The organism is Micromonospora yasonensis (genome assembly GCF_026013475.1).
In the GTDB taxonomy this organism is placed as follows: Bacteria; Actinomycetota; Actinomycetes; order Mycobacteriales; family Micromonosporaceae; genus Micromonospora; species Micromonospora yasonensis.
The window spans coordinates 25,057-50,242 of sequence record NZ_JAPDPH010000010.1; the positions used below are offsets into that span (position 1 = coordinate 25,057).

22 protein-coding genes, 1 tRNA gene and 1 other RNA gene are annotated in these 25,186 nt (G+C 71.0%); 14 read left to right on the forward strand and 10 right to left on the reverse strand.

Annotation, left to right across the window (positions count from 1 at the left end):
• The first annotated feature begins 141 nt into the window (after window positions 1-141).
• Window positions 142-3,039: a preprotein translocase subunit SecA gene (gene secA, locus ONA70_RS04180; RefSeq protein ID WP_265004986.1), complete on the forward strand. Its 2,898-nt coding sequence runs from the start codon at window positions 142-144 to the stop codon at window positions 3,037-3,039.
• A gap of 328 nt (window positions 3,040-3,367) precedes the next feature.
• Here secA and ONA70_RS04185 read toward each other — a convergent pair whose 3' ends face one another.
• Together ONA70_RS04185 and ONA70_RS04190 are read right to left on the reverse strand one after the other, a co-directional pair.
• Window positions 3,368-3,955 carry an Rv3235 family protein gene (locus ONA70_RS04185; RefSeq protein WP_265004987.1) on the reverse strand — a complete coding sequence of 196 codons (588 nt, stop codon included), beginning with the start codon at window positions 3,953-3,955 and terminating at the stop codon, window positions 3,368-3,370.
• 102 nt (window positions 3,956-4,057) lie between these two features.
• The gene (locus ONA70_RS04190; RefSeq protein ID WP_007074927.1) at window positions 4,058-4,285 is read right to left on the reverse strand and encodes a helix-turn-helix domain-containing protein; all 228 of its coding nucleotides are present in this window, start codon (window positions 4,283-4,285) and stop codon (window positions 4,058-4,060) included.
• A 205-nt stretch (window positions 4,286-4,490) separates the two neighbouring features.
• Between ONA70_RS04190 and ONA70_RS04195 the strand changes: the two genes are divergently transcribed.
• The gene (locus ONA70_RS04195; RefSeq protein ID WP_265004988.1) at window positions 4,491-5,000 is read left to right on the forward strand and encodes a DUF6912 family protein; all 510 of its coding nucleotides are present in this window, start codon (window positions 4,491-4,493) and stop codon (window positions 4,998-5,000) included.
• A gap of 21 nt (window positions 5,001-5,021) precedes the next feature.
• On the opposite strand, the gene ONA70_RS04200 is transcribed toward ONA70_RS04195, so the two are convergent.
• Window positions 5,022-6,155 (reverse strand): hypothetical protein, encoded by a 1,134-nt coding sequence (locus ONA70_RS04200; protein ID WP_265004989.1) that lies wholly within the window; start codon window positions 6,153-6,155, stop codon window positions 5,022-5,024.
• Window positions 6,156-6,604: 449 nt separating this feature from the next.
• Between ONA70_RS04200 and pruA the strand changes: the two genes are divergently transcribed.
• The 10 genes from pruA to ONA70_RS04250 all read left to right on the forward strand — a co-directional run bounded on the left by pruA (window position 6,605) and on the right by ONA70_RS04250 (window position 15,289).
• A complete protein-coding gene (gene pruA / locus ONA70_RS04205) occupies window positions 6,605-8,233 on the forward strand; it encodes an L-glutamate gamma-semialdehyde dehydrogenase (RefSeq protein ID WP_265004990.1) in 1,629 nt (542 codons plus the stop codon).
• A gap of 189 nt (window positions 8,234-8,422) precedes the next feature.
• Entirely contained in the window at window positions 8,423-8,938 is a 516-nt protein-coding gene (locus ONA70_RS04210) for a PadR family transcriptional regulator (RefSeq protein ID WP_265004991.1), read from the forward strand.
• 45 nt (window positions 8,939-8,983) lie between these two features.
• Window positions 8,984-10,105, forward strand: a complete 1,122-nt coding sequence (gene prfB, locus ONA70_RS04215; RefSeq protein ID WP_265004992.1) for a peptide chain release factor 2 — start codon at window positions 8,984-8,986, stop codon at window positions 10,103-10,105.
• Between the two features lie 118 nt (window positions 10,106-10,223).
• On the forward strand, window positions 10,224-10,904 hold the full coding sequence (ftsE, locus tag ONA70_RS04220; RefSeq protein WP_265004993.1) for a cell division ATP-binding protein FtsE: 681 nt from the start codon (window positions 10,224-10,226) through the stop codon (window positions 10,902-10,904).
• Between the two features lie 71 nt (window positions 10,905-10,975).
• Entirely contained in the window at window positions 10,976-11,851 is an 876-nt protein-coding gene (ftsX, locus tag ONA70_RS04225) for a permease-like cell division protein FtsX (protein WP_265004994.1), read from the forward strand.
• Between the two features lie 130 nt (window positions 11,852-11,981).
• Window positions 11,982-12,461 carry an SsrA-binding protein SmpB gene (gene smpB, locus ONA70_RS04230; RefSeq protein WP_265004995.1) on the forward strand — a complete coding sequence of 160 codons (480 nt, stop codon included), beginning with the start codon at window positions 11,982-11,984 and terminating at the stop codon, window positions 12,459-12,461.
• 104 nt (window positions 12,462-12,565) lie between these two features.
• Window positions 12,566-12,941: a transfer-messenger RNA gene (gene ssrA, locus ONA70_RS04235) on the forward strand.
• 86 nt (window positions 12,942-13,027) lie between these two features.
• Window positions 13,028-13,687, forward strand: coding sequence for a hypothetical protein (locus tag ONA70_RS04240; protein ID WP_265004996.1), 660 nt, complete (start codon window positions 13,028-13,030; stop codon window positions 13,685-13,687).
• Between the two features lie 118 nt (window positions 13,688-13,805).
• Window positions 13,806-14,276: a hypothetical protein gene (locus ONA70_RS04245; protein WP_265004997.1), complete on the forward strand. Its 471-nt coding sequence runs from the start codon at window positions 13,806-13,808 to the stop codon at window positions 14,274-14,276.
• A 38-nt stretch (window positions 14,277-14,314) separates the two neighbouring features.
• Window positions 14,315-15,289: a hypothetical protein gene (locus ONA70_RS04250; protein ID WP_265004998.1), complete on the forward strand. Its 975-nt coding sequence runs from the start codon at window positions 14,315-14,317 to the stop codon at window positions 15,287-15,289.
• A gap of 26 nt (window positions 15,290-15,315) precedes the next feature.
• Here ONA70_RS04250 and mdlC read toward each other — a convergent pair whose 3' ends face one another.
• Together mdlC and ONA70_RS04260 are read right to left on the reverse strand one after the other, a co-directional pair.
• Window positions 15,316-16,911 (reverse strand): benzoylformate decarboxylase, encoded by a 1,596-nt coding sequence (gene mdlC / locus ONA70_RS04255; RefSeq protein WP_265004999.1) that lies wholly within the window; start codon window positions 16,909-16,911, stop codon window positions 15,316-15,318.
• Window positions 16,912-17,019: 108 nt separating this feature from the next.
• Window positions 17,020-17,823, reverse strand: coding sequence for an S-methyl-5'-thioadenosine phosphorylase (locus ONA70_RS04260; RefSeq protein ID WP_265005000.1), 804 nt, complete (start codon window positions 17,821-17,823; stop codon window positions 17,020-17,022).
• 153 nt (window positions 17,824-17,976) lie between these two features.
• On the opposite strand from ONA70_RS04260, the gene ONA70_RS04265 reads away from it, so the two are divergent.
• Together ONA70_RS04265 and ONA70_RS04270 are read left to right on the forward strand one after the other, a co-directional pair.
• Window positions 17,977-18,567, forward strand: coding sequence for a YqgE/AlgH family protein (locus tag ONA70_RS04265; protein ID WP_265005001.1), 591 nt, complete (start codon window positions 17,977-17,979; stop codon window positions 18,565-18,567).
• Window positions 18,568-18,656: 89 nt separating this feature from the next.
• A tRNA-Ala gene (locus ONA70_RS04270) sits at window positions 18,657-18,729 on the forward strand.
• Between the two features lie 364 nt (window positions 18,730-19,093).
• Here the strand turns inward: ONA70_RS04270 and ONA70_RS04275 are convergent.
• The 5 genes from ONA70_RS04275 to ONA70_RS04295 form a co-directional block, all read right to left on the reverse strand.
• Window positions 19,094-19,321: a hypothetical protein gene (locus tag ONA70_RS04275; protein WP_265005002.1), complete on the reverse strand. Its 228-nt coding sequence runs from the start codon at window positions 19,319-19,321 to the stop codon at window positions 19,094-19,096.
• Between the two features lie 508 nt (window positions 19,322-19,829).
• Window positions 19,830-20,744 carry a DNA-processing protein DprA gene (locus ONA70_RS04280; RefSeq protein WP_265005003.1) on the reverse strand — a complete coding sequence of 305 codons (915 nt, stop codon included), beginning with the start codon at window positions 20,742-20,744 and terminating at the stop codon, window positions 19,830-19,832.
• Between the two features lie 667 nt (window positions 20,745-21,411).
• A complete protein-coding gene (locus ONA70_RS04285) occupies window positions 21,412-21,990 on the reverse strand; it encodes a TetR/AcrR family transcriptional regulator (protein ID WP_265005004.1) in 579 nt (192 codons plus the stop codon).
• Window positions 21,991-22,043: 53 nt separating this feature from the next.
• Window positions 22,044-22,700, reverse strand: coding sequence for a hypothetical protein (locus tag ONA70_RS04290; RefSeq protein WP_265005005.1), 657 nt, complete (start codon window positions 22,698-22,700; stop codon window positions 22,044-22,046).
• Window positions 22,701-22,737: 37 nt separating this feature from the next.
• Entirely contained in the window at window positions 22,738-25,140 is a 2,403-nt protein-coding gene (locus ONA70_RS04295) for a PEP/pyruvate-binding domain-containing protein (protein WP_265005006.1), read from the reverse strand.
• Between the last annotated feature and the right edge of the window lie 46 nt (window positions 25,141-25,186).

A 25,186-nucleotide genomic window follows, 5' to 3' on the forward strand; every position in this document is an offset into this window, starting at 1 on the left:
TGGGCGTAACCGGATAAGGGCCGCTCAGCGACCACCCGGGGCGTTATGTCGGGTTCCCTGCCCCGGACCGCCGCCACCAGTGACCATCGACGCGATGGAGCGCCTACGATGGTTCGAGACTGTCTAGGGGAGCGTTGATCCGTGTCGATTCTGGAAAAGGTCCTTAGCGCCGGCGAGGGCCGCATGCTGCGTCGGCTGAAGGCGATCGCGGCCGCCGTCAACTCGATCGAGGACGACTACGTCAACCTCACCGACGACGAGCTGCGGGCCATGACCGACCAGTTCAAGGAGCGGATCGCCGACGGGGAGACCCTCGACGACCTGCTGCCCGAGGCGTTCGCGGTGTGCCGGGAGGCCGCCTCGCGGGTGCTCGGCCAGCGGCCCTACGACGTCCAGGTGATGGGTGGCGCGGCGCTGCACTTCGGCAACATCGCCGAGATGAAGACCGGTGAGGGCAAGACCCTGACCTCGGTCATGCCGGTCTACCTCAACGCGCTCGCCGGCAAGGGCGTGCACGTGGTCACGGTGAACGACTACCTGGCCGAGCGCGACGCCGCCTGGATGGGCCGGGTGCACGAGTTCCTCGGCCTCACCGTCGGCGTGGTGCTGCCCAACCGGCCGGCCAGCGAGCACCGCGCCGCGTACGAGTGCGACATCACCTACGGCACCAACAACGAGTTCGGCTTCGACTACCTGCGCGACAACATGGCCTGGTCGCGGGACGAACTGGTGCAGCGCGGCCACTTCTTCGCGGTGGTCGACGAGGTCGACTCGATCCTCATCGACGAGGCCCGGACCCCGCTGATCATCTCCGGCCCGGCCGAGCACTCCGCCCGCTGGTACCAGGAGTTCGCCGCCGTGGTGGCCCGCCTCCAGCCGGGCACCGACGGTGAGGGCGACTACGAGGTCGACCACGCGAAGCGGACCATCGCCATCACCGAGCGCGGTGTCGCCAAGGTCGAGGACCGGCTCGGTATCGACAACCTCTACGAGTCGGTCAACACCCCGCTGGTCGGCTACCTGAACAACGCGATCAAGGCCAAGGAGCTCTACAAGCGCGACAAGGACTACATCGTCAGCGAAGGCGAGGTCCTGATCGTCGACGAGTTCACCGGCCGGATCCTGCACGGCCGCCGCTACAACGAGGGCATGCACCAGGCGATCGAGGCCAAGGAGGGGGTGGAGATCAAGCAGGAGAACCAGACCCTGGCCACCGTCACCCTCCAGAACTACTTCCGCCTCTACGAGAAGCTCTCCGGCATGACCGGTACCGCCCAGACCGAGGCGAGCGAGTTCAACAAGGTCTACAAGGTCGGCGTCGTGACCATCCCGACGCACCGGCCGATGGTCCGCCTCGACCGGGCGGACGTCATCTACAAGACCGAGAAGGCCAAGTTCAACGCCGTGGTCGAGGACATCGCCGAGCGGCACGAGCAGGGCCAGCCGGTGCTGGTCGGCACGGTCTCGGTGGAGAACTCCGAGATCCTGTCCCAGTTGCTGCGCCGCCGGGGCATCCCGCACTCCGTGCTGAACGCCAAGTTCCACGCCAAGGAGGCGGAGATCGTCGCCCAGGCCGGGCGCAAGGGCGCGGTCACCGTCGCCACCAACATGGCTGGCCGTGGTACGGACATCCTGCTCGGCGGCAATCCCGAGTTCCTCGCCGCCAACGAACTCCGCCAGCGCGGCCTCGATCCGGTCGAGCAGCCGGAGGAGTACGCCAAGGCGATGGAGGAGGTCCTGCCCACGTGGAAGCAGGCCTGCGACGTCGAGGCGGAGGAGGTCGCCGCCGCCGGTGGCCTCTACGTGCTGGGCACCGAGCGGCACGAGTCGCGCCGGATCGACAACCAGCTGCGCGGTCGCGCCGGCCGGCAGGGTGACCCGGGCGAGTCCCGGTTCTACCTCTCGCTGCAGGACGACCTGATGAAGCGCTTCCGGGCCGGCGCGGTCGAGGCGGTGATGGAGCGCTTCAACATCCCGGAGGACGTGCCCATCGAGTCGAAGATGGTCACCCGCCAGATCAAGAGCGCGCAGGCCCAGATCGAGGGCCAGAACGCCGAGATCCGGAAGAACGTCCTCAAGTACGACGAGGTGATGAACAAGCAGCGCCAGGTCGTCTACGCCGAGCGCCTCCGGGTGCTCAACGGCGAGGACCTCTCCGAGCAGGTCCGCAACATGATCGACGATGTGGTCGGCGCGTACGTGGTGGGTGCCACCAGCGAGGGCTACGCCGAGGACTGGGACCTTGAGCAGCTCTGGTCCAACCTCAAGCAGCTCTACCCGGTGGGCGTCACCATCGAGGAGTTGGAGGAGGAGGTCGGCTCCCGGGCCGGTCTCGACCAGGACTTCCTGGTCGCCCGCCTCAAGGAGGACGCGCACGCCGCGTACGACCGGCGTGAGGAGCAGCTCGGCGAGGACGCGGTACGCCAGCTCGAGCGGATGGTCCTGCTCCAGGTGATCGACCGCAAGTGGCGCGAGCACCTCTACGAGATGGACTACCTGCAGGAGGGCATCAGCCTGCGGGCGTACGCCCAGCGCGACCCGGTCATCGAGTACCAGCGCGAGGGCTTCGACATGTTCGCCACCATGATGGACGGCATCAGGGAGGAGACGGTCGGCTTCCTCTACAACCTGGAGGTGCAGGTCCAGGAGCCCGAGCCGGAGGCCGAGGAGGTGCAGCTGCTGGAGAAGCCGGTGGAGATCCGGGCCAAGGGCCTCAACCGTGCCCCGCAGCAGCAGGGCCTGCAGTACTCCGCTCCCGCCGTGGACGGCGAGGCCGGCCGGGGTGCCCCGGTAATCGAGCGCACCGAGCAGCAGGCGCCGGCCCTCGGCATCGGCGAGGAGCCGGAGCGCCCCGCCACCTCGGGGCCGCGCCGCGCCCCGGCCGGGATGAGCGGCCAGGCCGTCGCGGCCAGCACCGCCCGCCGGGCCGCCCCCGGGCAGGTGGACGGCGGGGAGGGTCCGTCCCGCAACGCGCCCTGCCCGTGCGGCTCGGGCCGGAAGTACAAGCGCTGCCACGGCGCCCCCAACGGCGGCAACTGACCCGCCTGACCCCAGCGACGACGGGCCCCGGCCACCAGGCCGGGGCTCGTCCGCGTCTCCGGCTCGTCCGGACGCCGTGGGCGCACCGTCCGGACGGCGTAGGCGCGCCGCTGGGCGCGGCTTGCGGCATGTCGTCGTTTCCCGTCATCCGGTTGCCCCGCCTTGCCGCATCCAGAGTCGATCATGCCGGCTCCGGGGCCAGCGACTGTGCCGACGTCGCGCCGCTCTGGGACGTGGATGCTCCAAGATCGCGCTCGATCCTGGATCGAGTGGTATCGGCCTCACTTCCATGCCACTACTTCCTGGATCGAGCGCGCGAGGGCGCGAGTCAGAGGACGTCGAGGACGGTGCAGAGCCAGGTGCCGCGGCGGTGCTCCAGGCGGAGGGCGACGGCCCAGCTCGCCCCGCCGGCCGCCGCGAACACGGCGGCCGCCTCGACCGCCCCCGTGCGGGGTTCGCAGACCCGTAGCCGGCGTAGCTGGAGGGCCGGTCGGGTGGTGCGACGGCGTACCGGGCCGAGTCGGCGGGACGCCCGGGCCAGCTCGTTGGCCACCCCGGTGGCGGCCTCGGGCAGGCAGAGCGGCCGGAGCTGGCCGGGCGGCCGGTAGCCGTTGACGATCTCCAGGAAGGTGCGGACGAACCGGTGCGCCGCTCGGGTGGCCTCCGGGGTGGCGGTGGCCAGGGCCGCGGCCGGGGGAGCGGTGGAGCGCCCCGGGCCGGTGGGCACCGGTCGTACCTCGATCGCGCGGCCCGCGGGTCGGCCCGGATCCCGCCGGCGCGGGTCGAACAGGTCGAGGGTGAGCTGGTCGGCGTCGGCCCAGGGGAAACCCTCGTCCATCAGCGGCGGGTCGATCGGTGGGGCCGGACGGAGGCGGACCGGGGGACGCGGTGCCAGCGGGCGGCGGGTGTCGACCATCCTGAACCCCTGTTCCTTACGTTTGCCTACGTTTGCCTCCGACAGGCTTTCATTTTCGGATACGGCGAGACCGGGCGTCAATGCCGGTGCGGAATCGCGCGATCACTCCGGGTCGCGGTCGGTGAGTGGGTTGCCGCGTACCCACTCGGCGGTCTCGGCGTACTTGCGCTGGATGTATTCCTCCAGGCGGGCCCGCTCGACCCGCCACTGGCCGCGGCCGCCGATCTTGATGGCGGGCAGCTCACCACTGCGCACCATGTGGTAGACCTGCGAGTCCGACACGTTCAGCTCGGCGGCCACGTCGGACAGCAGCAGGAACCTCGGTTCCACGGACCACTCCTGGGGTTGGTTTCGTTTGCCTCAGTTTGCCATTAGGAGGCGGCTGGTCCCAGTGCCCGGCGCGCCGAAGGATGGGGGACACACCGGCGCGGAACTTCTCCTCGACGGGTACGAGGTGTATGACGGTCACGGCGTACGGCATGATCGGCGCCCGGAGCCGGCACCCGCCGGCCTGGCCTGAGCTTGGGAGAGACCGGTGACCGACGAACTTGTCCGGGTGTACGTGCCGGCGACCGTTCCCATGCTGGCGCGGCTGCGCGATGAGGGCCTCGTCGCCGAGGAGGCGCACGCGGTCACCCCGGAGCTGCGTGAGTGGTACGCCGAGGGCGACGAGGAGGAGCTGGAGTACGTGGCCTTCACCCGGGCCGCCCAGGACGCGCTGCTGCTGCTCCGGGCCGACCCGACCGCGCCCCGGCGTCGGGTGGTGGTCTCGGTGGACCTGCCGGCTCGCGCGGTCGGCCGGGTCGGCGGCGAGCTGGGCTCCAGCGTGGTCCGGCCGGCCGGGCCGGTGCCGGTCAAGGTGGTCGCCGCGATCCACGTGGACGGCGCGGAGGCGGCGGACGACGTGGCGGCCGCCGCCGAGGTGGTCGTCGAGGCCCAGGCGGGTGACCCGGACGCCCAGTTCACCGTCGACGGCGCCGAGGACCACGAGCTGGAGTGGTACGACCCGACCGAACTGGACCTGCTGCTCCGCGAGGTCGGCTGAGGCCGGTGGCCGGGACGGCGGTCAGGCCTCCGCCGGCTCGTCCTCGTCGTCGACCGTCTGGCGCGGGCCGAGGGTGCGGCCGAACGCGATGAGCGCGGTGAGCGCCCCCACGAAGAGCACCCAGATGCCGTTGTCGACCCGCGAGGTGCCGAGGGCGGTCTGCGCCACCCGGTCCGCGTCGCTGAGGTCGGCGGCCAGTTCGAGCAGGCCGTGCCCGCCGACCCGGATGATCACTTCGGTGAGCAGCAGGAGCAGGCCCGCCCCGGCCCCGGCGAGCAGGTACGCCGGCCAGCGCAGCTGCGACAACTCAGGCTCGGCTGGCGGCCATAATTCGGCCTCCGCGCCGCTAGGCGGCGCTCCGGGCCGAATGAAGGCCGGTCTGACGCCGCGCCCCGACCTGGAGCCGTCGGGCGCGACCCCGTCCCGGCGGCCGGCCCGGCGGCGCGTCCAGCTGAGGTAGCCGAAGGCCACCAGGCCGGCGATCAGCCCGGCGAGCAGGGACTCGGTCCGGGACACCCACTTCGCCGCGTCGAGCACCGACTGCTGGGTGTCCCCTGCCCCGAACAGGTCCGAGAGCGGGTCCCGGGCACGGCTGAACAGCACCACGAAGACCTGGGCGGCCAGCGTCGCGGTGACCAGCGCGCCGATCACCCGGGCGTTGCGGGCGCCGGCCATCGCGCCGCCGATGATCGCCGCCGCAGCGGTGGTGCCGGCGATGGTGTTCGTGGTCGCGTTGTCGGCGTACGTCAGGTTGATCGCCACCGCGGCGGCGATCCCGACCAGCAGGCCGGTGCCGACGGCGGCGAGGAAGCGCACGGTGGCCCGGCCGATCGGGTTGGTCACCGCCAGCGCGACGGCGGCGCCGGCCACCAGCGCGGCGGTGATCACGCCGGGCAGCGCGTACGCGGAGAGGCTGATCGCGGTGACGCCGGCCGCCGCGGAGGTGATCGCGGCCCGGGTGGACCAGAGCATCGCGGCCAGCCAGGCGACCGCCACCAGGGCCGGCACCAGCGCCCTCGGGGCGTACGCCCGCCGGTCGGTCGCCGGGCCCGTCTCGCCGGCCGGAGCGGCCTCGGGCTGGTCCGCCACCTCGGCCGGGGCGACCTCGGGCTGGTCCGGTTCCGCGGCCGTGGAGCTGCCGGGCTGCTTGCTCATCGTCTCCCTTTCGACGGACGCCGGGTCGGCCGCGCCGGGCCGGGCAGGTCACCGGCCATCCAGGGTACGCGTCGCCCGGGGTCGGTCCCGCGCCCCTCGCCCGGCCCGGCCCACCATGGCCGCGGCGCGCCCGGGGTCGCCGCCGAGGCCGCCCGCCCCGATGAGGGTCGATCGGGTGGGCCGATGGATCGCAGGCATCAGGCGGGTTCGGCTGACGGTTGTTCGGGTGCGGGTGAGCTGTCGCCTACGGTCCGCTGCGTGAGGGTGCGACCCGAGTTCCTGTTGAGGACCCGCACCGGTGGGGGTGTCCCGGGGCGGCGCGTGAAAGAATTGGCCGAGGTCCCGCCGCCGCGACCGGTCCGCCGCGTGGTGCCCGGCAACCCGGCCGCCCGGTCGATGCCCGCGGGTCCGATTTCGCCACCGCCGTCGAGATCGCACAGGAGCCTGTGATGGACGCCGTGTTCTCCGTACCCGAGCCGCGCAACGAGCCGGTCCACAACTACGAGCCCGGCAGCGCCGACCGGGAGCGGCTCCAGCGGCGGCTGGCCGAGCTGGCCGCCGAGCGGATCGAGCTGCCCATGACCATCGCCGGCGAGCAGCGGATGGCCGGCGGCGAGTCGATCGACGTGGTCCAGCCGCACAAGCACGCGCACGTGCTCGGCGTCACCGGCCACGCCACCCACGACGACGCCCGCGCCGCGGTGAAGGCCGCCAAGGACGCCGCCTCGATGTGGCGGGCGCTGCCGTTCGAGGAGCGCGCCGCGATCTTCCTGCGTGCCGCCGACCTGCTCTCCGGCCCCTGGCGGGACACCCTCAACGCGGCCACCATGCTCGGCCAGTCGAAGACCGCCGTCCAGGCCGAGATCGACTCGGCCTGCGAGTTCATCGACTTCCTCCGGTTCAACGTGTCCTTCGCCCGCAGGCTGCTGGCCGAGCAGCCGATGTCCTCGCCCGGGGTGTGGAACCGGTTCGACCACCGCCCGCTGGAGGGCTTCGTCTACGCGGTCACCCCGTTCAACTTCACCGCGATCGCCGGCAACCTGCCCTCGGCGCCGGCCCTGCTGGGCAACACGGTGGTCTGGAAGCCGGGCCCGACGCAGCAGTTCGCGGCGCACTTCACCATGCGCCTCTTCGAGGCCGCCGGCCTGCCGCCCGGCGTGATCAACATGGTCACCGGGCGCGGCGAGGAGGTCTCCGACGTGGTGCTCGCCGACCCGGACCTGGCCGGCATCCACTTCACCGGCTCGACCAAGGTGTTCCAGCACCTGTGGCGGACGGTCGGCGAGAACATCGCCCGCTACCGGGGCTACCCGCGGCTGGTCGGCGAGACCGGCGGCAAGGACTTCGTGGTCGCGCACACCAGCGCCGACGTGGACGCCCTGCACACCGCGCTGATCCGTGGCGCGTACGAGTACCAGGGGCAGAAGTGCTCGGCGGCGTCCCGGGCGTACATCCCCCGGTCGATCTGGGAGGGTGGCCTGCGCGACCGGCTGGCCGCCACCGCCGACTCGCTGATCTACGGTGACGTGACCGACTTCAGCAACTTCGGCGGCGCGGTCATCGACGACAAGGCGTTCGGCCGGCACACCGCCGCGCTGGAGCTGATCAAGGGCGACGACAGCTGCAAGATCCTGGCCGGCGGCACCGCCGACGACTCGGTCGGCTACTTCGTCCGGCCGACCCTGTTCGAGTGCTCCGACGCCGCGCACGAGACCTTCACCACCGAGTACTTCGGTCCGATCCTCGGCGTGCACGTCTTCGACGACGCCCGCTTCGACGAGGTGGTCCACCAGGCGGAGTCGATCGCCCCGTACGCGCTGACCGGGTCGATCTTCGCGACCGACCGCCGGGTGGTCGACCAGGTGGCCGAGAAGATGCGGTACGCCGCCGGCAACTTCTACATCAACGACAAGCCGACCGGCGCGGTGGTCGGGCAGCAGCCGTTCGGCGGTGCCCGGGCCAGCGGCACCAATGACAAGGCGGGCTCCTGGCACAACCTGGTCCGCTGGATGTCGCCGCGGACGATCAAGGAGACCTTCGTCCCGCCGACCGACCACACCTACCCGCACATGGGCTGAGCGGTAAGGAGGGGCCCCCTTTTAACAGGCGCCTGTTAAAAGGGGGCCCCTCCTTACCGCCGATCGGTGGGCCGGGTCGGTGTCCCCGGCGGACAGTCGTCGGCCGACAGTGCACATCGGACGACCCGACAGGTGGCGAAAACAGCAAATCCTGGACGCCAGGTCCGACAAAGTGGCAGCTTAGAGGGCATGGCGGAATCCGGAGTCAATCCGACGGCGGCGGCCCTGCTGGGCCTGCTGCACGACGGCCCGATGACAGGCGGCCAACTGATGGCCGCCGCCGAGCGCCGGTTGGCGCCGTACTGGTCGATGACCCGCAGTCAGGTCTACCGGGAGCTCCCGGTGCTGGCCGAGAAGGGTCTGGTGCGGCTCGGTAAGCCCGGGCCGCGGATGAGCCAGCCGTACGCGATCACGGCGGCCGGGAAACGGACATTCTCCCGCTGGCTGGCGGAGAATCCGGGCAAGGACACCATCCGTAACCCGATCGCGCTACGGATCGCCTTCGGCAACCTGCACTCGGCGAGTCAGCTCAAGAACCTGTACTCCTCGGCGAACGAGTACCACACCGAGGCCCTGGCGGCGGTGCGCGAGCAGGTCAAGAACGCCAAGAAGGAAGGCGATGACTACGACGCCAGCGCGCTGGAGTTCGCCGTCGCCTACCACAAGGCGGCCCTGTCCTGGCTCAAGTCCGCTCCCGTCGGCTGACCACCTGCCACAGGTGGGGCGACGCAGGCAGTACGCTTGTCTGTCGTGACCGCTGCCGATTACGCCGAACAGCTCAAGGAACTCGACGCCACCCTGCGCAACATCGAGGCCGTGCTCGACCTCGACAAGCTGCGCGAGCAGAAGGCCCGCCTGGAGCAGGAGGCCTCCGCGCCCGACCTGTGGGACGACCAGGCCAAGGCGCAGCAGGTGACGTCGCAGCTGTCGTACGTCAACGGCGAGATCACCAAGCTCGGCAGCCTGCGCTCCCGGCTCGACGACGCGGGGGTGCTGCTGGAGCTCGCCCAGGACGAGTCCGACCCGGGCGCCCTCGCCGAGGTCGAGTCGGAGATCACCGGGCTGACCAAGGCCATCCAGGAGATGGAGGTCCGCACCCTGCTCTCCGGCGAGTACGACTCGCGGGAGGCGCTGGTCGCCATCCGGGCCGGCGCCGGTGGCGTGGACGCGGCGGACTTCGCCGAGATGCTGCTACGGATGTACCTGCGCTGGGCCGAGCGGCACGGCTACCCGACCGAGGTCTACGAGACCTCGTACGCCGAGGAGGCGGGCCTGAAGTCGGCCACCTTCACGGTCAAGGTCCCCTACGCGTACGGCACGCTCAGCGTGGAGTCCGGCACCCACCGGCTGGTCCGGATCAGCCCGTTCGACAACCAGGGCCGCCGGCAGACCAGCTTCGCCGGCGTCGAGGTGCTGCCGGTCGTCGAGCAGACCGACCACATCGAGATCCCCGAGAACGAGATGCGGATCGACGTCTACCGGTCCTCGGGCCCGGGTGGGCAGAGCGTGAACACCACCGACTCGGCCGTCCGGATCACCCACATTCCGACCGGCATCGTGGTGACCTGCCAGAACGAGAAGTCGCAGCTGCAGAACAAGGCCTCCGCGCTGCGGGTGCTCCAGGCCCGGCTGCTGGAGCGCAAGCGCCAGGAGGAGCAGGCCAAGCTCCAGGGCCTGAAGACCGAGGCCGCCGGCTCGTGGGGCGACCAGATGCGCTCGTACGTCCTGCACCCGTATCAGATGGTGAAGGATCTGCGTACCGAGCAGGAGACGGGCAATCCGTCCGCGGTCTTCGACGGTGAGCTGGACGGCTTCATCGAGGCCGGTATCCGCTGGCGGAAGCAGCAGCAGCTCACCGCTGACAGCGCGTGATCGGGGTCGGACGGAGCGCGTCGTCGATCTCTGCCTGACCGGCTGAATCGATGACGCGACTCGCAACGATGGGGCGGGGGGCTTGGCTCCTCGGTTACACCGCGTAGACTCTCGACCCGTGATTCAGCTTGAGCAAGTGACGAAGACGTACCCGAAGGCGTCCCGGCCTTCGCTCGACAGCGTGTCCGTCTCGATCGAGAAGGGCGAGTTCGTCTTCTTCATCGGTCCATCCGGCTCCGGCAAGTCCACGATCATCAAGATGCTGCTGCACGAGGTCACCCCCAACAAGGGGCGGATCATCGTGAACGGCAAGGACGTCACGTCGATGCGCTCCTGGAAGCGACCCGCCTTCCGGCGTTCCATCGGCTGCGTCTTCCAGGACTTCCGCCTCCTGCCGAACCGCACGGCGTACGAGAACGTGGCGTTCGCCCTGGAGGTGATCGGCAAGACCAAGGCGGTCGCCCGCCGGGTCGTGCCCGAAGTGCTGGAGCTGGTCGGCCTCGGTGGGAAGGAGCACCGCTACCCCCACGAGCTCTCCGGTGGTGAGCAGCAGCGGGTCGCGGTGGCGCGGGCGTTCGTGAACCGGCCGCTGATCCTGCTCGCCGACGAGCCCACCGGAAACCTGGACCCGGACACGTCGATCGAGATCATGCGCCTGCTGGACCGGATCAACCGCACCGGCACGACCGTCGTGATGGTCACGCACGACTCCAACATCGTGAACCAGATGCGCCGCCGCGTCGTTGAGATCGAGAGCGGCCGCATCGTGCGCGACCAGCACCGTGGCGTCTACGGCTGAGCCGTTCCGGCTGACGATCCGTAGACCTTGACGACGAACACCTCACGCCGGAGAGCCGGAGGAATTTCCCGATGCGGATGAAGTACGTCCTGTCCGAGGTACTGGTCGGACTGTGGCGCAACGTCACCATGACCATCGCGATGATCATCACGATGGCGGTGTCGCTGTTCATGCTGGGCGGCAGCGGCCTTCTCTTCCAGAAGGTCGGTGACATGAAGGATCTCTACTACGAGAACGTCCAGGTCTCGATCTTCCTCAAGACCGACGTCAGCGACCAGCAGCGCACCGACCTCGACACGAAGCTGAAGAGCGACCCGCTGGTCAAGGAAGTCACCTACGTCAACAAGGACGAGGCCTACAACCGCTTCAAGCAGATGTACGCCGATGCCCCCGACCTGGTGAACGCCGTCAAGCCGGACCAGCTGCCCGAGTCGTTCCGGCTCACCCTGAAGAACCCGGAGCAGTACAAGAGCATCTACGACCAGTACAAGGACAGCGAGGGGGTCGACGAGATCGTCGACCAGAGCAAGCTGCTCGACAAGGTCTTCGGCGTGCTCACCGGGATCCAGAACTTCGCGCTGGCCATCGCCATCGTGATGGCGGCCGCGGCCCTGCTGCTGGTTGCCAACACCATCCAGGTGGCCGCCTACAGCAAGCGGCGTGAGGTCGCGGTGATGAAGCTGGTCGGCGCCTCCAACTGGTTCATCCAGGCGCCGTTCGTGCTGGAGGCGGTGGTCGCCGGTCTGATCGGCTCGATCCTCGGCCTGATCGCGTTGATCGGCGTCAAGCTCGTCGCCGGCGGCGGCTCGCTGGCCGCCCTGGAGGGCCTGATCACCCCCATCTCCTGGTCGGACATCCTCCTGACGTTCCCGCTGATGGCCGCCGTCGGTGGTCTGGTCAGTGCCGTCACCGGCTGGGTCACGCTCCGCTTCTACCTGCGGGTCTAGTCTCGCGACGGCTCTCCGAGGGCCCTCCCGCGCCGGAATAAACGGCGCGGGAGGGCCCTTGTGCTTCGGGTAGCATGATCTCCGCTCCGCGGCCGGTGGCCGTGGACCGATCCGGAAGGAGGTGGCGCCGATGCCACGGGAAAAGGGCCGCAAGGTGGTCGCCTCCAACAAGAAGGCGCGCCACGACTACGCCATCCTCGACACGTACGAGGCGGGCATGGCGCTGACCGGCACCGAGGTCAAGTCGCTGCGGGCCGGGCGGGCGTCGCTGGTCGACGCGTTCGCCCAGGAGCGCAACGGCGAGCTCTATCTGCACGGCATGCACATCCCGGAGTACACCCAGGGCACCTGGACCAACCACGAGCCCCGGCGTACCCGGAAGCTGCTGCTCAAGCGACTGGAGATCGACCGGCTGATCGGCAAGACCAGGGAGAGCGGTCTCACCCTGGTGCCGCTGCAGGTCTACTTCTCGGACGGCTGGGCCAAGGTGGAGATCGGCCTGGCCAAGGGTAAGAAGACGTACGACAAGCGGCAGGACCTCGCCAAGCGGGACGCCGAGCGGGAGATTGCCCGCACGGCGGGCCGGCGCGGCAAGGGGATGGAAGACTGAAAAATCCGGTTTGTCCGGGTCGCCGGCCGGGGCCGGCCTCGGAATGAATCCGGTTGCGCCAGGCGTTAGGCTTGGTGGTGCTGCCGACAGGGGCAGCCCGTCGAGGGGGTGACTGGTTTCGACTTCGTACGTTGCGGCAGGGGAAGCGAGCCGAGGAAGCCGACGTCGTCTCGTGAATCGGTCGTCGGAAACCAATAAGCGCCAAGAACAATCGCGCTGACTTCGCTCTCGCCGCCTGAGGCGAGTAGCAAGTCTGTCGGCCTGGGAGCGCCTTCGACCCAGTTAGCCGGCATCAGCTAGAAGGCTGGCCAATCGGACCCGGTCGCGGGGTCCGTGCGGCGAGATCAATCAGCGACTGGGCCCGTCACACCGACTCGCTCGCGTGATCGGAGGGGCCGAGTAGAGGCACAGCGAGCTGCGCTCGGAGAAGCCCTGACAAGGCGGCGAAGGACCCGGGTTCGATTCCCGGCACCTCCACCACCTGACCTGTGCGCCCCGGTCCACCCGGACCGGGGCGCACAGTCGTCTTCCGGTCGCGTCGCCGGCGTGCTCTACGCTCCCCGACTGTGACGAACGAGAAGGTACGGCTCTCGGTGGGCGCGGCCGGCGGGCGCGTCTTCGCAGCGGTCGTGGGCGTCCTGTTCACCGCCTTCGGCGCCGTCTTCGTGCTGCTGCCGATCTTCGCCGACCGGCTGCTGGCCCGGCTCACCGGCGCCGGCGACCCCTTCCCGTCGTACGACGACGCACGGGACCTGCCGCCCGGCCTGCTCCCGCCGGAACTGAACGGCGGCGCCACCGACTCGCCGCTCGGGCCGGCGCGGTTCGTCGGGCTCTGCGGCCTGCCGGTCGTGCTGCTCGGGCTCTACCTGCTGCTGCGGGTGCTCCGCACCGCCGCCTGGCTGGACGGGACCCGTGCCTCGGTCCGCGGTGCCCTCGGCAGCCGTACGGTCGACCTGGCCACCGCCGAGGTGCAGGGTGGCGCGGTCGTCCACCGGGCCGGCGACGCGGGGGTGCGGGTGCCGAGCCTGGTTGCCCGGGACCGGGACAGCGGACGCCGGATCACCATCCCGTTGCAGGGGATGGGGCTCGCCACCCTGCCGCCGTACGAGCTGCGGGCCCTCGCCGACGCGATCACCGCCGGCCGACCGGCGGAGGGCCGGGACGCCGACGCGCACGCGCTCGCCCGGCAGCTACGCACCATGGCGGACAATCCGCTGGGACGGTAGGGACTTGTGGGGCTGGTGGGACCCATGGGGCAGATGAGGCGCCCCCCGGGCCTGGACAGGGCCGACCGTCGGGTCCACCATCGCTGTACGCGGTAGCACAGCAGCGCGGGAGGTGCCCATGGTCACCGGTCCGATCCAGCAGCCGTCCACCGTCGCCGGGGCGGCCCGACCGCCCGCCGCGCGCCAGCCCGGGCCCACCCTCCTCGGCGATGTGCCCGCCCTCACCCGGGCACTCGCCGTGCCGTTCGGGGAGCCGCGCTGGCGGGAGCGCCTGGTCCACCGCCTCGACCCGGTACGGCAGGGCTTCGCCGAGCATGTCCGGGTCACCGAGGGCCCCACCGGCCTCTACGCCGAGCTGCTCCTCCAGGCGCCCCGGCTCGACCGGGGCGTACGGCAGCTGACCCGGGAGCACGCCGTGATCGTGGCGGCGCTGGCCGCCCTCCAGCACGCCGCCGTGCTGCCCGAGGTGCCGGCCGAGGAGTTGCGCGGCCGGGTCGGTGAGCTGCTCCGGGCGCTGCACCGGCACCGGCAGCGCGGCGCCGACCTGCTCTGGGAGGCGTACCAAGCCGACCTGGGCGGGGAGGACTGACCGGGGAACCGGGACCCCGGGTGCGGCGTCCAACGGACATGCGTCGTTCGATGGCCCTGCTGGGATTGCCGCTCCTGCTCGTCGCCGGCTGCGCCTCGCCCGGCTCCGGCCCGGCCGCGCCGGCGGCCACCACCCCGGCCGACTCCCGCTGGCCGGCATTCGACCAGCGGGCCGCCGAGGTGGCCGACGCCTGGCAGCCCGGCGCGGCGTGGCGCAGCGGCTACGTGCCGCTCGAGGACGGCACCGTGCTGGCCGGCGACCCCGGCTTCACCGAGGACAGCAAGTGGGCGTTCGCCCAGGGCTGGTACCGCGACCAGGTCGACCTGCCGACCGCCGCGCCGGCCGACGGCACGGTCCGCTTCCCCGACGGCACGCTCCGGGTGCCGCTGGTCAGCGCCGCCGCGGCGTACGCCGAACTGGACAAGGGCGACCCGCCGCCGTGCGCGGGACGGCCGATGAAGCCCCCGGGCGGCTCCGGGCGGCCCGGCCCGGACGGCGGCCCGACCATCGAACCGGGGCCGGACGGCTGGGCGACCACCGCGGCGACCGAACCCTGCGTGCCGCTGACGGTCACCGGAGTGCGCCTGGGCAGCGCGACGGTACGGACCAGCCGCGGCCCGGCCGAGGTGCCGGCCTGGCTGTTCACCGTGGAAGGGCTGCGGGTGCCGGTGGCCCGGGTCGCGGTCGCGCCGAGCGCGGTCGGCGCCGTACCCGAGGGGAACGCCCCCACCGGGCCGCTCCCCGGCGTGGTGACCGTGCAGAGCCTCGACGCGGTGGACGGCGCGCGCGTCGACTACAAGGTCGGGACGGGCGCCTGCGACAGTGAACCCACCCCGCTGGTGCTGGAACGCGAGGACGTGGTGGTGATCGGCGCCGGGGTGACCTCGTCGAGCGGGCCCTGCACCATGCAACTGGTGCTGAAGCCGGTGACGGTCACCCTCAAGGCGCCGGTCGGCAGCCGGGCGGTGCTGGACGTGGGCAGCGGCCGCGCGCTCGTGGTCGGCCGGCGCTGACCGTCCGGCCTACGCGGCGGTGCGGGTCAGAGGATTCGCGGCACGTCGGTGCTGATCGGCACCGGCAGCACGGTCGGCCGGTCGGCGGCGAGTGCGGCGTCCAGCGCCGGACCGAGCGCGTCCAGCGACTCCAGCACCGTGGCCGCGCAGCCGTAGCCCCGCGCCACCGCGGTCACGTCCAGCCCGGGCAGGTCCAGCGCGGGCACGCCCGGGGTGTGCTTCAGCTCGGCGAACGCCTTGAGGATCGCGTACTGGTGGTTGACCGGGACCAGGACGGCGAGCGGCAGGCGCAGCTGCGCCGCCGTCCAGAGCGCCTGCACCGAGTAGTGGAGCGAGCCGTCCCCGATCACCGCCACCACCGGTCGGCCGCGCCCGGTGTCGCGCTCACCGAGCGCGATCCCCACCGCCGCCGGCAGGCCGAACCCCAGGCCGCCGCTGGCCATCGTGAAGTACGACCGGGGCCGGCTGATCCGGATCCGGCGGCGCAGCGCGGCCAGGTTGGACGGTGACTCCTGCACCAGCACCCCGTCCGCCGGCCAGTGCGCAGCCAGCGCCGCGAAGAGCGCGTCGGCGCTCGGCGGCTCGGTGACCTCGGGCGGGGCCGAGTCGGGGCGGGTGGCCGGTGGCGGCCGGTCCGCCGGCGGCACCAGCTCCAGCAGGCCGGCCAGGGCCAGCCCGGTGTCGCCGAGCAGGCTCTCCCCGACGGGGGCCCGTGCCGACTCGTCCGGGTCGTCCGTGACGTGCAGCAGCCGGGCGTCGGCCGGCAGGTACTCGCCTGGCACGTGCGGGTAGTAGCGGAACACCGGGGCGCCGACGACCAGCACCGTGTCGTGCCCGCGCAGCGCCTCGGCGAGCGGACCGATCGCGTACGGCAGGACGCCCCGGAAGTGCGGGTGGTCCTCGGGGAAGACAGCCCGCTCCGGCGCCGGGGCGGACCAGACCGGGGCGGCCAGCCGCTCGGCCAGCGCCACCGCCGCCGGCCAGGCGTCGGCCCGGTCCACCGCCGCCCCGAGCACCAGCGCGGGGGCACGGCTGCCCGCCAGCACCTCGGCGAAGCCGCGCAGCCGGTCCGGGTCCGGGGCGATCCGGGTGGCGACCGTCCGCACCTGTGGGGACGGGTCGGCGGGTCGGTCCCAGTCGTCCATCGGCAGGGAGAGGTAGACCGGCCCGGCCGGGGGCTGCACCGCGGTCGCGTACGCCCGCATGAAGGCCGCCGGGATGTCCTGTGCACGGGTCGGTTCGTGCGCCCACTTGACGTACGGCTGGGTCAGCTCCGCCGGCCGGCGACTGGCCAACCGCGGCTCGATCAGCAGCATCTCCCGGTTCTGCTGGCCGGCGGTGACGATCAGCGGCGTCTTGTTGTGCCAGGCGCTGACCAGGTTGCCCATGCCGTTGCCGGTGCCCGGGGCGGTGTGCAGGTTGACGTGCGCGGGACGGCCGGTGGCCTGGGCGTAGCCGTCCGCCATACCCACCGCGGACGCCTCGTGCAGCGCGTGCACGTAGGTGAAGTCGGCCGGGAAGCCCTGGAGGAAGGTCTCCTCCGTCGAGCCGGGGTTGCCGAAGACGGTGGTCAGTCCGAGGGCGCGGAGCAACTCGTACGTCGTGTCACGGACCGTTGCCATCGTCGGCTGCCTCTCGTCCCCCGCGTGGTGCCGGAGACGGCTCGCTGATCAGTCCCCCGACGAACCGAACTTATCCGTCCCGGGTTGACTTTTCGGGTGCTTCCCGGGTCAGGGCAGCGGGAAGGGCAGCGTGATCCCGTCGAGTGCGTGGGCGCACGGGCAGTCCCGCTCGGCCGGCAGCGTGGCGACGGCGTCCAGCAGCACCCCGCGCAGCCGGTCGGTGTTCTCGGCGAAGACCCGGAAGACTTCCTCCTGGGTCACCGTCTCGCCGGCCTCGACGCCCGCGTCCAGGTCGGTGACCAGCGCGATCGACGTGTAGCAGAGGGCCAGCTCGCGGGCGAGCACCGCCTCCGGGTGGCCGGTCATGTTGACCACAGTGCCGCCGAACGCGGCGAACCAGCGCGACTCGGCGCGGGTGGAGAAGCGCGGTCCCTCGACCACCACCACCGTCCCGCCGTCCACCGCCGGCACGTTCCGCCCGGCCGCCGCGTCCAGCAGCGTCCGCCGCCCGACGGGGCAGTACGGATCGGCGAACGGGACGTGCACCGCACCGCGGTCGTAATAGGTCTGCACCCGGCCGCGGGTGCGGTCGATGAGCTGATCCGGCACCACGAACGTGCCCGGGCCCAGCTCCGGCCGCAGCCCGCCGACCGCACACGGCGCGAGCACCTGACGTACGCCGAGGGAGCGCAGTGCCCACAGGTTCGCCCGGTAGGGGATCCGGTGCGGCGGGTAGCGGTGGTCACGCCCGTGGCGGGGCAGGAACGCCACCCGGCGCCCGCCCACCTCGGCGATCGTGATCGCGCCCGACGGCGGGCCGTACGGCGTGTCCACCTCGTGCTCGGTGGCGCCGTCGAGCAGGGCGTAGAGACCCGACCCGCCGATCACCGCCAGCTCGGCCGTTGGCCCCATGCGGCCCTCCCTCAATCCTGTCGCGATCACCCGCCCGACAGACCTTAACCAGCGGGCGAGGTGCAGGCTATGGTGCGTGACATGGCGTTGACAGGGTGGACGCCCGACGACGGCGGGTGCGCCACACCGGCGTACGGCTGACGGGTGTCGGACATGCAGAGTGAGGGACAGGCGATCGGTGGCCGGGCCATGGACTCGATGACCGGGCGGCTGCTGGTCGCGACTCCGACGCTCAAGGACCCCAACTTCGACCGTACGGTCGTGCTGCTGGTCGCCCACGAGCCCGGCGGCGCGCTCGGCGTGGTGCTGAACCGCGCCACCGAGGTCCCGGTGGCCGACGTCCTCGGCGACTGGAGCGACCTGGCCCGGCATCCCGCGGTGCTCTTCGAGGGCGGCCCGGTGCAGCCCGACTCGGCCATCTGCCTGGCCCGGATGCGGCACCCGATCAAGCCGGTGAAGGGCTTCCACCGGGTCTCCGGCGCGGTCGGCACCATCGACCTGTCGGTGGACCCGGAGCGGCTGCGGGACGCCATCGGCGGGATCCGGGTCTTCGCCGGCTACTCCGGCTGGGGAGCCGGCCAGCTCGAACGAGAGATCGAGGAGGGGTCCTGGTTCGTCCTCGACGCCCTGCCCGGGGACGCCTTCGTCGACCGGCCGGACGATCTCTGGCCGATGGTGCTGCGACGGCAGGGCGGCATGATGGCGGCGGTCGCCCACTTTCCCCCGGACGTGGCGCTGAACTGAGCCGCGCGGCGGGGTACCCCCGCGAGATGACCATGCCGACCGGCGTGTGTATAGTTCTCTCCGTGCCCGGGCGACCGGGACGACAGCAAGGGGCCGTGGCGCAGCTGGTAGCGCACCACACTGGCAGTGTGGGGGTCAGGGGTTCGAGTCCCCTCGGCTCCACTTGCGTTTTCGCAGGTAAACCGACATCAGTCATCGACTGATGTCGGTTTTTTGCGATCTTTGGTCACAATCGTGGTCACACGACCGCCCCACACTGGCCTCCTCAAAATGCCGAGAGAAGTGACGGCGAAAGCGGCCTCTACCTGCCGATTCGTGCCGTCAGCATCGTTTGGAGCGGCTTGAGGCGAAAATGTGGGGCGCATTTGGCGGTGTCGGGCGATGTCGCCGAGGCCACGGCTCGGGACAGGCTCTGGCCGGTTGAACAGGGTGGTTGGGTCGGCCAGGTGAGACGTGTATCGCCGTCAGAAGGTTGACTCGGGATCGGCGTGATAGCCGGCCAGCGGCGGAGGCCGTGTCGGTCCGGTCAGTGGTCCGCCGCGCAGCGTGCGATGTCGAAGACTGGGTCAGCGATGGCGTTGAGCAGTTGTCTGGCCGGCGGATAGTCCGGATCCACGTGGCGGCCGAGGGCGATCGCGGCCACGCTGCTGGCACCGGCGACCTTGAGCGCGTACGCCAGTGACTGCACGCGGGCGCCCGTCGTCCAGGTGTCCTCGATGATCAGTGCATGGACCGGCGTGCGCGATGAGGGCATGAACGGCGTGAACCAGTCGGCGTGGAAGTCGTGGTCGTCTGGGCCGTAGCTCGGGTTGACGGCGGTGGCGATCCAGGGTAGGCGGAGCCGGGTGCCGACAAGGTCGGCGAGTGGGTGTGTGCCGGGGCGGCTGCGGGTGCTGGCGACGGTGATGACGTGCGTTGGCTGCGCTCCGATGCGGGCCGTTATACAGGCGAGGTGGTCGTGCAGGAAGAGGAGCAGGAGGGCCAGCAGGCTCCATCGAGCCTGCTCGGACCGGGCTGTGCCCTTGTACGTCCGGAGGTTGTGGTGGTGCTGCCCGGTGCGTGGCGAGTAGGAGATCGGCAGGACGAGGTCCGCGAGGTTCCCGTCGGACCGGGTGAGATGGGACTGACAGCGGAAGCAGAGCGAGTAGCCCTCGCTGCGTACTCCACGGCACGTGGGACAGATTCAGGGGTACGCCGGTAGCGGGTTGCGTAGGTAGCCGCGCTGGACCTCGACGTACCTGCGGATGATGGTCCAGCGCTGGTCAGCGGAGGGCGAAGTCAGGGAAGTTCTCCAGGCCGGCTTCGGTGGGCTGGTAACTGAGAATCTCGTCGACGGCTTCCAGCAGCTGCGCGGTGCCGTGGACGACGTATACGCCGGGGTTCTCGGCGAACGCCTTGGCCCAGTCGCATTGCATGACCTGGCCTGTGAGAACAACCGGGCGGCCGTGCTGGAGGGCGAGTCGGGCCTGGACCCGCGCTCCGCTGGTTTCACCCGCCTCGACGACGACAGTCGCGACCGCGTACCCGCTCATGACGGCGTTGCGCATGGGGAAGCTCTGCCGGCTCGGCGGGGCATCTGGCCAGAACTGGGAAATCACGAGCCCGACCTCGGCGATGTGATCCTGCAGGCGCCGGTTGGCCGAGGGGTAGTACCGGCGGATCCCTGTGCCAATGACGGCAACCGTGCGCCCGCCCGCCTTGAGTGCGGCGGAGTGCGCAGCGGTGTCGATGCCGGCGGCGAGCCCGCTGACCACGGTAACCCCGCGGCCCGCCAGGGCAGTGGCGACGGCTCCGGCGATCCGTAACCCTTCGTCGCTTGCCTTGCGGCTGCCAACGACGGCCACCGCCCGGTCGTGAACCTGTAGATCACCTCGGCTGAACAGGAGCGGCGGCATCTCCCGGATGCCGAGCAGCTGGGCTGGGTAGGTGTCGTCGAAGAAGGCGTGGACGCCAACCCCCTCCGCCCGCCAGGCGGCGATCTCAGCGGCGGCAGCGCTGATCAGGCCGGCGGTTGAATCCGCATCGGGGAAGAGCGTGTCGGAATGGCCGACTGTGCGATCGAGGACCGCCTTGGCGCTGCCGGTCTCCTGGATGTCCAGGGCGGTCTCGGACCAGGGCGTGTGAGGCCGGCGAAGTAGCGCGACCAAGGCGGCCCGCTCGATCGTCGCCGTGTCCATGGGCACGATCGTAGGCCCCGGCCTGCCATCCTGGCGCAGCCATCCCCGCCGGTGTTGCTGCTGCGGACTCCGGGCGGACATCATTGTTCGAACATAGGTTCGATTGAGGCGGGAAGCAAACCGTCCCCACCGGCGGCAAGGACGTCGTCCGCCCCCACGCCGTCACCGGTGTGACCGTGGAAAAGCCCCGGCCAGTCACCGGTCACCACCGCCTACGCATACGACAACGCCGGCAACACCACCTGTCGGCCCGCCGGAACCACCACCAACACCTGCCCGCCCGACAGCAACTCGCAAAACCTGACCTGGGACTCCGAAAACCGCCTCACCACCATCTCCGGCGACGCGCCGACGGCCGGCAGCAACATCTACGACGCCGACGGCAACCGACTCGTCCGCCGCGACGCCACCGGCCGCACTCTCTACCTTCCCGGCACCGAAGTCCGCCGGAAAGGCGCCACCCGCACGGCCACCCGCTACTACACCTTCGCCGGCCGGCTCATTCGCCTCCCGCACCAGCACTGGCCTCACCTGGCTCTACACCGACGACCAAGGCACCCAACACACCCACCGTCAGTAACTCCCAAGCCGTCAAGCGCCGCTACCAAACCCCCTACGGCACCTCGCTATGAGACACGGCCTAGTAACGCAACCGGTCAACCGCTGGTCAGGCACCTGTCGATGAGCCGAAGAGCAGGTCGAGGTGGGCATCCAGCGCAGCCAACGCCTGCTCGGTGGTGTACTGCCCGCCGAGCAGATAGACGCCCAGCCCTTCCATCAGCGCCAGCAGGCCGGCCGCGGCGACGGCGTCTCGAGACGGGAGGACGCTGGCGATGAACCCGGTCAGCTGCACGGTGTCTTCGCGCAGGCTGGGCGCGGCCGCCGGACGCACCGCGATGTAGGCGAGGAACGCCAGCGCCACCCGCCCGTCGTCACGGGTCCGCTCGTCGAGCGGCAACAGCGCAGCGATCATCGTGCGCAGCAGCAGCCGAGGGGACGGGTTCTCGCCCAGTCGCGCCACCGCCTCGGTGACCCGGATCTGGCTGCGCTCGCGCACCACGGCCAACGCGAACGCCATCATCTCGTCCTTGGTGCGGAAGTAGTGCTGGACCATCCCGGCGGACACGCCGGCCTCGGCAGCCACGTGACGGAGGCTGACGGCCTCCAGGCCCTGCTCGGCGGCGACTCGCATCAACGCGTCCGTGATGAGGGTGCGTCGCTCCTGGTGATCGACCTTCTTGGGCATGACCTCGATCGTTTCACAGTGGGTGGCCCGGACACTCCGCCAGCGGCCGGCAGCTACCGGCTGACCTTTCCGGTCGCGGGGGTGCCCCGTGCGCTGCGCAGGAGGCCGTCGGGGTCGTCGGCGTACAGCCGCAACTCGTCCATCGGCTCGGACCGGCCCTTGGGCAGGTCGAAGGTCGTCGGCCGGCGCAGCAGGACGTCGATGCTCGTCTGGCTGCCGACCGAGATGTACAGCACCCGGCGTTCCCCCTCCTGCTCGACCTGCACCGATTTGCTGGAGGGCAGCGAGCGGTAACGCCTGCGCAGGGCCTCGATGTCCGTCCACGGGATCCAGATGTCGATGCCCGAACTCTGCCGGACCCGCAGGCCCGTGTCACCCACGACGTGGGGGTGGATCCGCATGCTCGCGTAGAGGCCGGCCATCCAGAGCAGACCCCAGATGCCGAGGACGAGCACGATCCAGCGGGCCGGCCCCCACGGCACCACGTTGGTGACGATCAGGTCGAAGATCGGAATCTCCACGATCGACAAGCCGATGAAGATGCCGAGGATCGGCTTGACCACGCCCAGGTAGCCGAACGGCTCATCGCCCGGCGCCAACGGCAGCGGCTTGCGCCGCGCCCACGCGTACAGGCTGCGCCACATCGCGGCCTCCATCGCGGCCACCCGGCCCAGCAGCGGGCCCACCTTCGCCCCGGTCGGGGCCTTCATGTCGGCCATGGTTGTCCTCGGGTTAGTGAGCTGGCGGTCAGTGGACGGTGACGGTCCCGGCGCCGCCGTCTACGGTGACGAGCTGACCGGTGGAGATCGTCCGCGTGGCATTGGGCACGCAAATGACGGCGGGGATGCCGTACTCCCGGGCCACGGTGGGGCCGTGCGCCATGATCGCGCCGGTCTCGGTGATCAGCGCCGAAGCGGTGAGGAACAGCGGGGTCCAGCCGGGATCGGTGGTCGCGGCGACCAAGATCTCGCCGGGCTCGATGTGGGCGGTGACCGGGTCGTGGATGACCCGGGCGGGGCCGGTCACCCGCCCCGCCGACGCACCCACGCCGGCGAGGGTGCCGTCGAGGGCGGGCGCCGCCGGCAGTACGGTCTCGACGTCGGTGCCGTCGGAGAGCAGCGCCACCGGCACAGCCCTGCGGCGCAGCTCCCTGCGGTGTACCGCCCTGCGGGTGGCGACCGTCGCCCGGTGATCGATGCTCCCGTGCACGGCGGCGTGCGCCTCGTCGAAGGTCAGGAACATGATGTCGTCGGGCTGCTCCAGCAGCCCAGCGCCGTGCAGGTCGGCGCCGATGAGCAGCAGTTGCCGGCGCTTCTCCCGCAGTGGGTACAGCCCGGCGAACTTGCCGGCCTCGCGCAGGCCGGCCAACGACCGGGCCCGGCGCAGCAGGAACCCGGCTATCGTGCCGCGTACCGGCCGTCGACGGCGGGCCCGCCTGACCAGCTCCTCGAGGGCGGCCTCGGCCGCGGCGGCGGCCCGTTGGAAGCGATGGTCGGGCCCCTGCTGCGGATCGGTGACCCGCAGGTAGTTGGCGATCGCCGCGAAGACCGGTGCCGGATCCTCCGCCCAGCGCGGTACGCCGAGGTCCACCTCGGCGACGCCGCGATGACCGTAAGCGTCCAGGAAGCCGTCCATCCCGACGTCGGGCAGCGTCCCGCGCAGATACCGCGCGGCCAACTCGTCCGGCCGGGTGTCGAGTAGGAGCTGACGGTGTTCGCCCGCGCCCTGAGCGAGCCGCCAGAGCGCCAGGTCCATCTCGATGGTGACGTTGTGCGGCATCCCGCCTAGCACGGCGTGGATCTCATCTGGGTTCGCGACGCCCTTGAGTAACGAAGCCGGCAACGCGGCGGCGAGCATCCCGGTGACGATCGGCCACATGATCGCGTCGGCGCTGTCCTTGGAGTCCAGCGCCTGCAGGAAGCGGAGCCGGTCGGCGGCGGTCCGCAGGTCGGCGGGGGCGGCCGACCCAACTCTCATCTCCTCGATCGCCTGGAACATTCGGATCCGCGCCGCGTCGGGACGGGCCAGCGCGCGCAGGATCCCCACCACCGCGCGGCCGGCCGTCCGCAGGGACGCGGCCCCCGGCGCCGCGCCGCGTTCGGTGCTGCCCTTGGTCGGCGCGAACCGCGGATCCGCCAGGACGTGCTGCATCACCGTCTGTGCCCGCGGGCCGAAGTCGACTGCCATCAGCTTCACCAGCCGCTTGCGGGACGACCTGCTCCGCGCCAGCTCGGTCAGGTCACCGTAGAGGCGACCGCCGATGTCGACGATCTCGACCCGGACGCCGAGCGAGGCGAGCATCGCCGCGACCTGGGACCGCAGGGTCGACATGCCCATCGGCGTGACCGGTTGCAGCATCCCCTGGACATGGCCGAACTCCAGGTAGACCCGGGGGAGGGGCTTTCCGGTTTCCGGAGGGAGGGGGAACAGGCTGGTGATCGGCCGCGATTGCAGCAACCAGAGCACGCCGTCTCCGTCGAACGCCCACTCCGCGTCCTGCGGGCAGCCGAAGTGACCCTGCAGCCGCTCACCCGTTGCCCGCAGCTCCGCCAGCTGCGCGGACGTCAGACATCCCGCGTCGGCTCGGGTCACACCGTCGAGGACGTAGTGATCTACCGCCGCCGCACCGTCGACCACCGTCGTGCCGAGACCCGGCGCGGCGTCGACCGCCATCTCGCCGCGGCGGCCGGTCAGCGGGTTCGCGGTGAACAACACCCCCGCCACCACAGGGGCGACCATGCGCTGCACGACGACGGCCATCCGCACCGCCTGATGATCGATCTCGCGGGCGTCTCGGTAGGCGGTCGCGCGGACGGTGTGCAGCGAGTCCCAGCACTTCCCGATCGCGGCGATCAGCTCGGCGGTGCCCGTGACGTTCAGAACGGTGTCCTGCTGCCCGGCGAAACTCGCTTCCGGCAGGTCCTCCGCGGTGGCACTGGAGCGCACCGCCACCGGGCCCGCACCGAGCCGCTCGTACGCGGCGACGATCTCCGCCTGCGGAATGACGCCGAGTCGGTGAGCCTCGGCGGTGACGCAGAACCCCTCGGGGACCCGCTCACCTCGCCGGATCAGCTCGCCCAGCCCGGCCGCCTTGCCGCCGACCAGGTCGACCATGTCGGCGGTTGCCTCGGACAGCGCGATCACGTGCATGTTGGCCTTCCCTCGATGCAATGCAGTTGCATTGCATCCCACGGTA

Excerpts from the sequence above, each read along its gene's own strand:
- ONA70_RS04280 (WP_265005003.1), bottom strand. The coding sequence starts at position 20,744 with ATGGACACGGCGACGATCGAGCGGGCCGCCTTGGTCGCGCTACTTCGC.
- ONA70_RS04285 (WP_265005004.1), bottom strand. The coding sequence starts at position 21,990 with ATGCCCAAGAAGGTCGATCACCAGGAGCGACGCACCCTCATCACGGAC.
- ONA70_RS04275 (WP_265005002.1), bottom strand. The coding sequence starts at position 19,321 with ATGCCCTCATCGCGCACGCCGGTCCATGCACTGATCATCGAGGACACC.
- ONA70_RS04250 (WP_265004998.1), top strand. The coding sequence starts at position 14,315 with ATGCGTCGTTCGATGGCCCTGCTGGGATTGCCGCTCCTGCTCGTCGCC.
- ONA70_RS04200 (WP_265004989.1), bottom strand. The coding sequence starts at position 6,155 with ATGAGCAAGCAGCCCGGCAGCTCCACGGCCGCGGAACCGGACCAGCCC.
- ONA70_RS04185 (WP_265004987.1), bottom strand. The coding sequence starts at position 3,955 with ATGGTCGACACCCGCCGCCCGCTGGCACCGCGTCCCCCGGTCCGCCTC.
- ONA70_RS04210 (WP_265004991.1), top strand. The coding sequence starts at position 8,423 with ATGGCGGAATCCGGAGTCAATCCGACGGCGGCGGCCCTGCTGGGCCTG.
- mdlC (WP_265004999.1), bottom strand. The coding sequence starts at position 16,911 with ATGGCAACGGTCCGTGACACGACGTACGAGTTGCTCCGCGCCCTCGGA.
- ONA70_RS04265 (WP_265005001.1), top strand. The coding sequence starts at position 17,977 with ATGCAGAGTGAGGGACAGGCGATCGGTGGCCGGGCCATGGACTCGATG.
- ONA70_RS04260 (WP_265005000.1), bottom strand. The coding sequence starts at position 17,823 with ATGGGGCCAACGGCCGAGCTGGCGGTGATCGGCGGGTCGGGTCTCTAC.
- ftsX (WP_265004994.1), top strand. The coding sequence starts at position 10,976 with ATGCGGATGAAGTACGTCCTGTCCGAGGTACTGGTCGGACTGTGGCGC.
- ONA70_RS04295 (WP_265005006.1), bottom strand. The coding sequence starts at position 25,140 with ATGCACGTGATCGCGCTGTCCGAGGCAACCGCCGACATGGTCGACCTG.
- pruA (WP_265004990.1), top strand. The coding sequence starts at position 6,605 with ATGGACGCCGTGTTCTCCGTACCCGAGCCGCGCAACGAGCCGGTCCAC.
- smpB (WP_265004995.1), top strand. The coding sequence starts at position 11,982 with ATGCCACGGGAAAAGGGCCGCAAGGTGGTCGCCTCCAACAAGAAGGCG.
- ONA70_RS04290 (WP_265005005.1), bottom strand. The coding sequence starts at position 22,700 with ATGAAGGCCCCGACCGGGGCGAAGGTGGGCCCGCTGCTGGGCCGGGTG.
- ONA70_RS04245 (WP_265004997.1), top strand. The coding sequence starts at position 13,806 with ATGGTCACCGGTCCGATCCAGCAGCCGTCCACCGTCGCCGGGGCGGCC.